General features: G+C 69.0%; 10 protein-coding genes. 9 read left to right on the forward strand and 1 reads right to left on the reverse strand.

Annotated features, from left to right (window positions below; all coding sequences use genetic code 11):
* The first annotated feature begins 120 nt into the window (after positions 1-120).
* The 9 genes from ABD798_RS22250 (at position 121) to ABD798_RS22290 (ending at position 10,381) form a co-directional block, all read left to right on the forward strand.
* The gene (locus ABD798_RS22250; RefSeq protein ID WP_344877851.1) at positions 121-1,065 is read left to right on the forward strand and encodes an ABC transporter ATP-binding protein; all 945 of its coding nucleotides are present in this window, start codon (positions 121-123) and stop codon (positions 1,063-1,065) included.
* Positions 1,066-1,083: 18 nt separating this feature from the next.
* On the forward strand, positions 1,084-1,845 hold the full coding sequence (locus ABD798_RS22255) for an ABC transporter permease (RefSeq protein WP_344877852.1): 762 nt from the start codon (positions 1,084-1,086) through the stop codon (positions 1,843-1,845).
* 15 nt (positions 1,846-1,860) lie between these two features.
* Positions 1,861-3,066 (forward strand): sensor histidine kinase, encoded by a 1,206-nt coding sequence (locus tag ABD798_RS22260; RefSeq protein WP_344877854.1) that lies wholly within the window; start codon positions 1,861-1,863, stop codon positions 3,064-3,066.
* Positions 3,063-3,668, forward strand: a complete 606-nt coding sequence (locus ABD798_RS22265) for a response regulator transcription factor (protein ID WP_344877856.1) — start codon at positions 3,063-3,065, stop codon at positions 3,666-3,668. Before ABD798_RS22260 ends, ABD798_RS22265 begins: the two co-directional genes overlap by 4 nt.
* 370 nt (positions 3,669-4,038) lie before the next feature.
* Positions 4,039-5,382 carry a crotonyl-CoA carboxylase/reductase gene (gene ccrA / locus ABD798_RS22270; RefSeq protein WP_344877858.1) on the forward strand — a complete coding sequence of 448 codons (1,344 nt, stop codon included), beginning with the start codon at positions 4,039-4,041 and terminating at the stop codon, positions 5,380-5,382.
* A gap of 14 nt (positions 5,383-5,396) precedes the next feature.
* Complete coding sequence (locus tag ABD798_RS22275) at positions 5,397-7,103, forward strand: 3-hydroxyacyl-CoA dehydrogenase family protein (RefSeq protein ID WP_344877860.1); 1,707 nt, start codon at positions 5,397-5,399, stop codon at positions 7,101-7,103.
* A gap of 75 nt (positions 7,104-7,178) precedes the next feature.
* On the forward strand, positions 7,179-8,288 hold the full coding sequence (locus ABD798_RS22280) for a DegT/DnrJ/EryC1/StrS family aminotransferase (RefSeq protein WP_344877862.1): 1,110 nt from the start codon (positions 7,179-7,181) through the stop codon (positions 8,286-8,288).
* A gap of 20 nt (positions 8,289-8,308) precedes the next feature.
* Positions 8,309-9,559: an activator-dependent family glycosyltransferase gene (locus ABD798_RS22285; RefSeq protein WP_344877864.1), complete on the forward strand. Its 1,251-nt coding sequence runs from the start codon at positions 8,309-8,311 to the stop codon at positions 9,557-9,559.
* 276 nt (positions 9,560-9,835) lie between these two features.
* Positions 9,836-10,381, forward strand: a complete 546-nt coding sequence (locus ABD798_RS22290) for an EF-hand domain-containing protein (RefSeq protein WP_344877866.1) — start codon at positions 9,836-9,838, stop codon at positions 10,379-10,381.
* Between the two features lie 30 nt (positions 10,382-10,411).
* Here the strand turns inward: ABD798_RS22290 and ABD798_RS22295 are convergent, their stop codons facing one another.
* Complete coding sequence (locus tag ABD798_RS22295) at positions 10,412-11,881, reverse strand: NDP-hexose 2,3-dehydratase family protein (protein ID WP_344877868.1); 1,470 nt, start codon at positions 11,879-11,881, stop codon at positions 10,412-10,414.
* Between the last annotated feature and the right edge of the window lie 50 nt (positions 11,882-11,931).

An 11,931-nucleotide genomic window follows, 5' to 3' on the forward strand; every position in this document is an offset into this window, starting at 1 on the left:
GCTGCTTTCACTGGTCCTGACCTGCGAAAAGGGATTCATGCACGAGCATGACAACTGTCACCGGGAGCTCGTGACGGGCGGCCTACGCGGACTGTCGGTGCCTTGCCCATAGTTAGTGGCATGGAAGAGGTTCTGGCTTCGGAGAGCACCGGGCGGCGTGTGGCCGGCGGCAACGGTGCGGCGATCCACATCAGCGGGCTGAAGAAGCACTACGGCGCGGTCCGCGCGGTCGACGGCATCGATCTGTCGATCGCCCCGGGCGAGGTCGTCGCGCTGCTCGGCCCCAACGGGGCGGGCAAGTCGACCGCCGTCGACATGATCCTCGGGCTCACCAAGCCGGACCACGGCGAGGTGACCATCTTCGGCAAGACGCCGAAGGAGGCCGTCTCCCACGGCACCATCGGCGCGATGCTGCAGAGCGGCGCGCTGCTGGACGACGCCACGGTCGGCGAGATGGTCGGCATGGTGGCCTCGTTGCACCGCAAGCCGATGCCGGTCAAGGAGGCGCTGCGCCGCGCGGGCATCGCCGATCTGGTCAAGCGCCGCTCCACGCGCCTGTCCGGCGGCCAGAAGCAGCGCGTGCGCTACGCCGTCGCCCTGGTCAGCGACCCCGACCTGCTGATCCTGGACGAGCCGACCGCCGCCATGGACGTGGGCACCCGGCGCGAGTTCTGGCTGTCCATGCAGGAGTTCACCGCAGCCGGTCGCACCGTGGTCTTCGCGACGCACTACCTGGAGGAGGCGGAGGAGTTCGCCGACCGGGTCATCTTCATGAAGGCGGGCAAGATCGTCGCGGACGGCTCCGTGGCCGAGGTGCAGGCGCTGGCCGCAGGTCGCACCCTGCACGCCAAGATCCCCGGCGCCACCCAGGCCGAGATCGAGGCGCTGCCCGGTGTCGCCGACGTGGACGTCCGGCACGACAAGGTGGTGATCGTCAGCTCCAGCTCCGACACCACGCTGCGCGCGCTGCTGGCCCGGTTCCCCAACGCGCGGGACATCGAGATCGCGGGTGTCAGCCTCGACGAGGCTTTCATCACGCTCACCAGCAACCTCAACAACAGCTGAGCGGGAGTAGAGACAGCCATGAACCTCGGATACCTCGGTCTGGAGATCCGGCGTGCGCTGCGCGCTCCAGGCACGCTGCTGTTCACCATCGGCTTCCCGGCGATGTTCTACCTGCTGGAGATGATGCTCTTCAAGGACGTCGCCGGAGCGGGCGCGGAGGGCGGTGCGGGAACCGCCGCCGCGCAATACCCGGTGACGATCATGGTCGGCCTGTGCGCGTGGGGCGTGATGACCGCCGGTCTGCTCATCGGCACCCGCGTGGTGCACGAGCGCACGGCGGGCTGGCAGCGCCAGCTGCGGCTGACCCCCTTGTCCGGCGCGGGATTCCTGGTCGGCAAGGTCACCGTCGGCATGGCCGTCGCGCTGCCGACCGCGATCGTGGTGCCGGTGGTCGCGGTGCTGGTGGAGAACGTCCAGCTGACCCCGGTCGGCTGGCTGCACGCCACGCTGTTCGTCTGGCTCGGCTCGCTGCCGTTCGCGATCATGGGTCTGCTGATCGGCCAGCTGTCCAACAAGGACAACGTGCAGAACTTCGTCATCGTGGGCATGTTGCTGCTGGCCATGTTCGGCGGGCTGTTCATGCCGCTGGACATGCTGCCGCCGTGGTGGAACGACCTGGCGCAGTTCGTGCCCAGCTACTGGCTGGCGGAGATCGGCCGGGTCGGGGTGCTGCCGAACTACGGCACGCTGGTGACGCCCACGCTGGTGCTGCTCGGCTGGGCCGTGGTGCTCAGCGCCGGTGTCATGTGGCGCTACCAGCGCGACAGCGCGCGCACCTGATCTAGTGTCGCCGTCATGATGCGCAAGCTGCTGGACTGGGGTGGTGGACCGGGGTTGCGGTCCACCACCCCGGATTCGGACGAGGGGTCGAAGGCCGCACCGGCGCTCGCGGTGCTCTTCAGCGTGATGATGATCCCCGCCTGGATCGACGCGCTCGGCCAGGTCCGCGAGGCCCGCCCGCAGCTGTGGGCGCTCGCGGCCTTCGTCGGCGTCTCCTACAGCGTCGCCTGCATTCTCGCGGTTCCCCTGGCGCGCAAGGTTTCCTGGTCCTCCCAGGTGCTGGTGTGCCTGGCGCTGCTGGCCATGGGCATCGCCTTCGTGGTGCTGACCGGCCTGGAGAACTCCTGGGTGCTGATCTGCGCGCTGGGCATCGTGGCCGCGCTGATGCCGCCGGTGGTCACCATCGTGGTCACCCTGGTGACGCTGGTCGGGCTGTCGGTCAGCGCGATCCACCTCGGCAAGTTCGAGGCTCAGCTGCCCAATTTCGTCCTGCTGTTCTCGGTGACCGCGGCCGCGGCGCTGATGGTGGGGTTGGCGAACGCCTACGTCGAGCTGAAGAAGGCGCGGGACCAGATCGCGATGTTCGCCGTCGCCAAGGAGCGCGCCCGCTTCGCCAGGGACCTGCACGACATCCTCGGGCACAGCCTCACCACGATCACCCTCAAGGCCGGGCTCGCCCGCCGCGTGCTGGAGATGGACGACCTCGACCGCGCCATGACGGAGATCCGCGACGTGGAAAGGCTTGGCAGACAAGCACTCGCGGACGTGCGGGCGACCGTGTCGGAGTACCGCGTCGTCACACTCTCCGGTGAGCTGGCCGGGGCCAACGAGACGTTGCGCGCCGCGGGCATCGAGGCCGACCTGCCGCGCGCCGTCGACGACGTCGCGCCCGAACTGCAGCAGGTTTTCGGTTACGTGCTCAGGGAAGCGGTGACCAACGTGGTCCGGCACTCGGGCGCGCAGAAGATGAGCGTGCGGCTGGGCAACGACTGGATCACCGTCACCGACGACGGGGTCGGCGCCCCCGCCCACGCGGTCGGCAACGGGCTGCGCGGACTGAGCGAGCGGATGGAAGCGGTCGGCGGCACCCTGGAGGCCGGGGCCGTGCCGAGGGGCGGCTTCCAGCTCAGGGCCAGCGCCCCCGTTCCCGAACACCCCCAGCACCCCCCGGCACCCGCCGAGGCGGAGAATGCCGTCGAGAGCACGGGAGGACAGGCGTGATTCGGGTTCTTGTCGCCGACGACCAGGCGCTGGTGCGCGGCGCACTGGCGACGATGCTGGACCTGGAGCCGGACATCACCGTCGTGGCCCAGGTCGGCTCCGGTGACGACGTGCTGCCCGCCGCGCGGCAGTCCGCGCCCGACGTGGTGCTGCTGGACGTGCACATGCCGGGCAAGGACGGCCTGGCCGCGGCGAAGGAGCTGCACGCCGAGCTGCCCGACTGCAAGATCCTCATCTGCACCACCTTCGGCAGGCCCGGCTACCTCGTGCGGGCCATGGCCGCGGGAGCGTCCGGCTTCATCGTCAAGGACGCCCCGCCGGAGCAGTTGGTGGACGCGGTGCGCCGGGTGTACAACGGCCTGCGCGTCGTGGACCCCGTGCTCGCGGCGGAGTCGCTGGCCACCGGGCCGAACCCGTTGACCGTGCGGGAGCGCGAGGTGCTCGGCGCGGTCGCCGACGGCAGCACGGTGGCGAAGGTGGCCAAGGCGCTGCACCTGACCGAGGGCACGGTGCGCAACCACCTGTCCTCGGCCATCGGCAAGACCGGCGCCCGGACCAGGGGCGAGGCCTACCGGATCTCGGAGGAACGCGGCTGGTTGTAGACGGCCACTCCGCAAGGACGCCCCTTCGCGGGGCCCGGCGCGGGACGGCGACGCCCGGGGGGATACGCCCCCCTAATCTCCCGGGCCGACTCGTCCCGCGCCGTTCTTTTTGTCCGGTTCTCCCGTGTGTCGCCTTGAGGGGTTGCGGAACCGGCCGGTGGCGGATAAGGGGAAATGTGTAGGAGAACCCCCTTTTGTTAGGGGCGAAGTCCCGTGTTCTAGGGGTGACGGCGGCGCCGGAGCGCTGGCTACTGTCGATGAGGCAGGCGCGTGTATGCGTATGCATGAAACTGGGGGCTTCAGCGCGGTCATAGCCTGACCTGCGGTTACGTCGCGCCGACGCACCCTCCGACAGCCCGGAGGAACCGTCGTGCAGGAGATCGTCGACGCGGTCCTCTCCGAGGACGCCGACGCCGCGGACTTCGCCGCGGTGCCGATCCCGGAGAGCTATCTCGGCGCGGTGGTGCTCGCCGAGGAGTCCGAGATGTTTGCCGGCATGGACACCCGGGACAAGGACCCGGTGAAGTCCCTGCACGTGCAGCCGGTCCCCACCCCGCAGATCGGCCCGGACGAGGTGCTGGTCGCGGTGATGGCCAGCGCGATCAACTACAACACCGTCTGGACCTCGATCTTCGAGCCGATGCCGACCTTCGGCTTCCTCAAGCGCTACGCCCGCGCCGTTCCCGGCGCCGAGCACCACGACCAGCCCTTCCACGTGGTCGGCTCCGACCTGTCCGGGATCGTGCTGCGCACCGGCTCCGGCGTGCGCGGGTGGCAGCCCGGTGCGCGCGTGGTCGCGCACTGCCTCGACGTGCAGCTGAACTCGCCGGACGGCCACGACGACTCGATGCTCGACCCGGAGCAGCGGATCTGGGGCTTCGAGACCAACTACGGCGGCCTCGCGCAGCTGACCGTCGTGAAGGCCAACCAGCTGATGCCCAAGCCCGCGCACCTCACGTGGGAGGAGGCGGCGGCGTCCGGGCTGGTGAACTCCACCGCCTACCGCCAGCTCGTCTCCGCCAACGGCGCGCGGATGAAGCAGGGCGACGTGGTGCTGATCTGGGGCGCCGCGGGTGGTTTGGGCTCCTACGCCACGCAGATCGTGCTCAACGGCGGCGGCATCCCGGTGTGCGTGGTGTCCAGCCCGGAGAAGGCCGAACTGGTGCGCTCCATGGGCGCGGAGCTGGTGATCGACCGCTCCGCCGAGGGCTACAAGTTCTGGAAGAACGAGCGCGAGCAGGACCCGCGCGAGTGGAAGCGCTTCGGCGCCAAGATCCGTGAGCTGACCGGTGGCGAGGACCCCGACGTCGTCTACGAGCACCCGGGCCGGGAGACCTTCGGCGCCAGCGTGTTCGTCACCCGGCGCGGCGGGACCGTGGTCACCTGCGCGTCCACGTCGGGCTTCGAGCACAGCTACGACAACCGCTACCTGTGGATGCACCTGAAGAAGATCGTCGGCTCGCACTTCGCGAACTACCGCGAGGCGTGGGAGGCGAACCGCTTGATCGCCAAGGGAATGATCCACCCGACACTGTCCACTGTGTACCCGTTGGCGGAGACGGGGCGTGCGACCAGCGAGGTCCACGCGAACCAGCACAGCGGCAAGGTCGGCGTGCTCGGCCTCGCACCGTCGCCCGGTCTCGGCGTCACCGACCAGGAGCTGCGCGCGCGGCACGTCTCGCAGATCACCCGATTCCAGCAGCACAGCCACTGAGAGGCATCGGCGCCATGACAGCTCAGCACGCCAGTTTCGGCCCGGTCGGTGTTGTCGGCCTCGGCTCGGTCGGCCAGTCACTCGTCGAACTGCTCAGCGGAGCGGGCATCGACGTCCTCGGCGTGGACTGCGACCCCGGCGCGGTGACCCGCGCCCGTGGCCGCGCACCCGGATCTGTGTTGCTGGGCAACGACATCTCCGCGCTGAGCGCGGCCGAGGTGGTGATCGAGGCGGTTCCGGAGCACTACGAGCGCAAGGCGCTGGTGCTGCGCGCGATCGCTGAGACCTGCCAGCCCGGCACCGTTCTGGTCAGCACCACCGCCTCGCTGTCGCTGGCCTCCCTCGCGGTCGCCTCCGGCCGCCCCGGGCAGGTCGTCGGGCTCGCCTTCCTGGCTCCGCCCGCCGAGCGCACCGGCGTCGAGCTGGTCGTCACGGCCATGTCGAGCGCTGAGGCCGCGGCGAAGGCCAAGGAACTGCTCGAACTGCTGCCGATCGCGCAGAAGGACCTGGGCGCGGCGCGCGGGCACGCGTGGGATCTCGTGCTGGCGTACCTGAACCGCTCGGTCGCCCTGTACGAGGTCGGCTACGCCACGCGGGAGGACATCGACACCGCGATGCGGCTCGGCTGCGGTCTGCCGACCGGACCGCTCGCGCTGCTCGACCGCATCGGGCTCGACGTGGCGCAGCGCGCGCTCACCGACCTGCACGAGCGCACCGGCATCGCCACGCACGCGCCGACCGGGCTGCTGAACCGGATGGTCGAGGGCGGGCTGCTCGGGCGCAAGGCGGGACAGGGCTTCTACACCTACTCCCCGGCGGGGGAGATCGACTCGGAGCCCGAGCGCTCCGACCGCGGCGGCGCCGCGCTGGCGCGCGAGATCAAGCGCGTCGGCGTTGTCGGCTCCGGCACGATGGCGCGCGGCATCGCCCAGGTGATCACCCAGGCCGGACTGGAAACGGTGCTGGTGGCCAGGGACGAGCACAAGGCCGACGCCGCCGTGCGGGCCGTCGACGAATCGCTGGTGCGCGCGGTCAGGCGTGGTCGGGTCACGCCGGACCAGCGCCGCGCGGCGCTGTCGCTGCTCATCCCCAGCGCCTCGCGGGCCGCGGTCGCCGACTGCGACCTGGTCATCGAGGCGACGGCGGAGGAGATCGAGGTCAAGACCGCGGTCTTCGCGGAGCTGGACGGGATCTGCAAGAAGGGCGCGATCCTGGCGACCACCACCTCCAGCCTGTCGGTGACCGCGTGCGCCGAGGCGACGACGCGGCGCGCCGACGTGGTGGGCATGCACTTCTTCAACCCGGCGCCCGCGATGAAGCTGGTCGAGGTCTCGCGCACCGAGTTCACCGGTGACGACGTGCTGACTTCCGTGCACGCCTTGGCATCCCGGCTGCGCAAGACCACAGTGGACTGTTCCGACCGCGCCGGGTTCATCGTCAACTACCTGCTGTTCCCCTACCTCAACGACGCCATCAGGCTCGTGGAGTCGGGGGCGGCGACGGTACCCGGGCTGGACGCCGCGATCGAGAGCGGATTCGGATATCCGATGGGGCCCTTCACGTTGCTGGACACCATCGGTCTGGACATCTCCGAGGCGATCCAGTGGCGCCTGCACGAAATCAACTACGACCCCGACGTGAAGCCCGCGACCCTGCTGACCAGGCTCGTCGAGCTGGGTCGCCTGGGCCGCAAGACCGGTGCGGGTTTCTGGGGTGCCTAGGGGTTGTTGTCACCACGTCGCTGAGATTGGCTGACCGGACGGCGGCGGTCGCTGGCTTGGAGGTTCTGCGTACCCATGGTTACTCGTGTCTGGGACTACATGCTCGAATACGAGCAGGAGCGCGAAGACATCCACGACGCGGTGGAGACGGTCTTCCGGTCCGGGCAGCTCGTGCTGGGCAACAGCGTGCGCGGCTTCGAGGAGGAGTACTCGGCCTACCACGGCGTCGACCACACCATCAGCGTGGACAACGGCACCAACGCGATCGTGCTCGGGCTGCGCGCCCTGGGCGTCGGTCCGGGTGACGAGGTCATCACGGTGTCCAACACCGCCGCGCCCACCGTCATCGCGATCGACCAGATCGGCGCGATCCCGGTGTTCGTGGACGTGCACGAGGACGACTACCTGATGGACGTGGGTCAGGTGGAAGCCAAGATCACGCCCAAGACCAAGGCCCTGCTGCCGGTGCACCTGTACGGCCAGTGCGTCGACATGGCGCCCTTGCAGGAGATCGCCGACCGGCACGGCATCCCGATCCTGGAGGACTGCGCCCAGTCCCACGCCGCCCGCCACCACGGCAAGATCGCGGGCACGATGGGCAAGGCGGCCGCGTTCTCCTTCTACCCCACCAAGGTCCTCGGCGCCTACGGCGACGGCGGCGCCACGATCACCTCCGACGAGGAGATCGCGGGCAACCTGCGGCGGCTGCGCTACTACGGCATGGAGACGACCTACTTCGTGGTCTCCACGCCCGGGCACAACGCGCGCCTGGACGAGCTGCACGCGGAGATCCTGCGCCGCAAGCTCACCCGGCTCGACGACTACGCGCAGGGCCGCCGCGACGTGGCTCAGCGCTACCTCGAAGGGCTCGGCGACACCGATCTGGTGCTGCCCAAGGTGAACCCGGGCAACGAGCACGTCTACTACGTCTACGTGGTCCGCCACCCCAAGCGGGACGCGATCATCGAGGCGTTGAAGGCCTACGACATCCACCTCAACATCAGCTACCCCTGGCCGGTCCACCGGCAGACCGGCTTCCACAAGCTGGGCTACGAGGAGGGGTCGCTCCCGGTGACCGAGAAGCTCGCCAAGGAGATCTTCTCGCTCCCCATGTACCCGACGCTGCCGATCGGCACGCAGGAGAAGGTCATCGCCGCGGTGCGGGAAGTTCTCGCCACCGTCTGAGCAGTGGGAGAAGTCCAGTCATGCGCGTACTGTTCGCGACCGTCTCGGAGAAGTCGCACGTTCTGACCATGGCGCCGCTGGCGTGGGCGCTGACCAACGCCGGCCACGAGGTGCGCGTGGCCAGCGCCCCTGGGGTGACCGACACCATCACCAACGCGGGGCTGTCGGCGGTGCCGATCGGTACCGAGCACACCGTGCACGAGATGCTCGCCGAGCAGGAGACGATCGAGAACGAGTTCTCCGACTGGAGCGAACCGTACCTGGACAAGCAGCAGTGGGAGACCCTGTTGCTGCGCTACCAGATCGCGGTCGAGTACGCGTTCACGCCGTACAACGACACGTTGCTCGACGACCTCGTCGAGTTCTCGCGGTTCTGGAAGCCGGATCTGGTGCTGTGGGACCCGATCACCTTCGCCGGCGGTGTCGCGGCGCGGGTGGTCGGGGCGGCGCACGCGCGGCTCAACTGGGCCGTGGACGTCTACGGCGCGATGCGCGAGGTGTTCCTGCAACTCAAGGACCAGCAGCCCGCTGAGGCGCAGACCGACCCCATGGCCGACTGGCTCGGCGGGCACCTCGCGCGCTTCGGCTCGGACTTCCACGAGGACGTCGTCAGCGGTCAGTTCACCATCGACCAGGTGCCGTCCAGCATCCAGCTTCCCTTGAACGTCAACAGGGTCGCGATGCGGTACACGCCGTACAACGGCCGCTCGGTGATCCCTTCGTGGCTCAACGAGCCCCAGGAGCGGCGCCGCGTCCTGCTCACCCCCGGCATGTCCTTCGCCAAGGCGCTCGGTGGCACCTTCGTGCCGCTGAAGGAGTCCTTCGAGGCGCTCGCCGACCTCGACGTCGAGATCGTCGCGACGCTGAGCTCCCAGGAGCGCGATTTGGTGGGCACGCTCCCGCCCAACGCGCGCGTCGTCGACTTCGTGCCGATGCACGCCGTGCTGCCGACGTGTTCCGCAGCGGTGCACCACGGTGGTTTCGGCACGTGGTCGACCGCCGCGCTCTACGGAGTGCCGCAGTTCATCCTGCCCATCCGCATGGCCGACATGTGGATCAAGGCCAAGCTCACCGAGAAGGCAGGCGCGGGCCTCTACTCGCACCCCACGCAGACCACCGCGGAGAGCCTGCGCGAGGGCGTGCGGCGGCTGACCGAGGAGTCCACCTTCGCCGAGGGCGCCAAGCACCTCCGCCAGGGCATCCTCGAAACGCCCACCCCCAACGACATCATCTCCACCCTCGAAACCCTCACCACCACCCACCGCACGTAGGGCGTGTCGGTGCCGCTGGTGGGGTTGGGGTGTCTTCAAGTACCCCAAACCCCCTTGTTGATCATCGTTAACCGCCCTGTACCTCGGCGTCCGCAGCTCTGCGGGGGCCGGCGCACGTGCGGAGACGGCGGGTTCTCCAGAGGTGGGTGTTGCCTGGAGCCGGTTGCGCGGATCGGGCAGTGTTGATGGGATTTCGGGTGATGATCATCCGATGGCGGGGGCTCTGGGCCTAGCGTCGGGGATCGGCCGCACCCACGCCCAGCAGCAGGAGAACCCATGGTCGCCGACATCCTGGCCAGGAAGTACAACAAGATCTTCAGCCTGTACGACAACGACCGCAACGGCTACGTCGAGAAGGCCGACGTGCAGCGGATGAAGCGGCGCTACCTCAACGCCTTCGAGGTCGATCCCGCCTCGGCGAAGGGGGTGGCGGTCGGCGAGTGCTGGGACTCCTTCTGGAAGGCGCTCACCAGCTCGCTCGACCACGACGAGGACGGCCAGGTCAGCAGGGAGGAGTTCCTCAGCGGCTTCGGCGCGCTGGCGCTCGGCGACCCGGCCACCTTCGACAAGGTGCTGCGCCCGCTCGTCCAGACGGCGTTCACCCTCATGGACACCGACGGCAGCGACGCGGTCAGCGCCAAGGAGTTCCGCCGCTTCCAGGCCTCGGTCGGCAACGGCGACCAGGCGGACGCCGTGCTCGCGAAGATCGACCTGGACGGCGACGGCGTGATCTCGCTCGACGAACTCATCGACGACGCGCGCGCGTTCCTCACCAGCACCGACCCGAGCGACTCCACCAACTGGCTACTGGGCCCGATCTGACTCCCGGTCCGCACGCACGGCGAAAACGGATCAGGGGGTGGTGTGCGGGGCGAAGAGGGAGTGCATGCAGGCCACGAGGCTGCGCGCCTGGACGTTGACGTAGTGGCTGTGGCGGAGCAGGCCGACCAGTTGGTGCAGGGGGAGCCAGCGGTGGTCGGGGTGGGCGTCGAGGTCGACGTCCTCCTCGGTCTCCACGACCAGGTAGCGGGTCCTGGCGTGGTAGAAGCGACCGCCTTCCTCGGAAAGCATTGTGTCGTAACGGATCTGCGACTCGGGCGCGGTGCGCAGCGTGTCGAGGAACGGTAGCCGGTCGCTCGGCGGCATGTGCATGTAGTTGTCCACGGTGCACTGCACGGTCGGTGCCAGCTCGACGACGTCGAGGTAGCCGGGCTCGACGCGGGCGTGCACCAGGGCGTGCAGGACCCCGCCGAAGCGCTTCACCAGGAACGCGGAGAGGCCGTCGCCACTGGGCTCCAGCATCGGTTGCGACCACTGGAGCACCTCGCGGCCACCGGCGCGCACGTCGATGCCGATCACGTTGAAGAAGCGGCCGGTCTCGTGCGAGATGCCCGCGTCGGTGTGCTTCCACTGGTCGATCCCCTTGAGGGGGACGCGGTTCGCGGTGATGTCGTGGCGGGTGCGCGCACCGGTGATCCAGCTCAGGATCTCGTCGGTGGTGTGGACCGCGCCCTCGCTCTCGGTGCACGAGCGCATGATCGAGGTGGTGAAGGCGTCGCGCTCGGTGTCGGGCAGCAGCGTCGCGAGGTCGGTGCCGGAGAACGGCAGGCACGACAGCACGGTGCGCGCGTCCATGTTCACCAGGTCGTCCTCGCGGAGCAGCTGGTGCAGCTGGCCGAGCGTCAGCCAGCAGAAGTCTTCGAGCAGCTCGACGTCCTCGGTGACCTCGACGACCATGTTGCGGTTGCGCTTCTGGAAGAACCACGAGCCCTGCTCGGACTGGAGCACATCGGCGATCACCTTGTGCTGCTTGGTTTCCATGAAGTATTCGAGGTAGGGGACGGGCTTGCCCTTGTGCACGCGGGTGTAGTTGCTGCGCGTGGCCTGCACGGTCGGCGAGAGCTGCACGCCGTTGCAGTTGCCGGGCTCCACCTTGCCCTGCATCAGGCAGTGCAGCACGCCGTCGAACTCCTTGACGACGATGCCCAGGATGCCGATCTCCGGCTGGTTGATGATCGGCTGCGACCAGTGCTCGACCCAGTGCCCGGGCCGCTCGATCTCCAGGCCCTCCACGACGAAGAACTTGCCGCTGGAGTGGCCGATGTTGCCCGTGACCGGATCGGCCGCCCAGTTCGCGAGGCGGTCCAGCGGGACCCGGTCCACCTCGGTGTAGTTGCGGGTGCCGCAGTCGGTGAACCACGTGCGGAAGTCGGCCATGGAGGTGCGGCCGTCGACGGTCAGCGCGGACTCGGCGATCCGCAGCGCGATGGTGGCGTCCGCGGTGCGCAGCGCTACGGCGGAGTGGGTCGAAGTCTCGGTCACGGGATAGTCCTTCGTCCGCTGGAGTAACGCCGTTCTCCGGAAGGCAATTT

This window comes from Allokutzneria multivorans, from assembly GCF_039537405.1.
Lineage (GTDB): Bacteria > Actinomycetota > Actinomycetes > Mycobacteriales > Pseudonocardiaceae > Allokutzneria > Allokutzneria multivorans.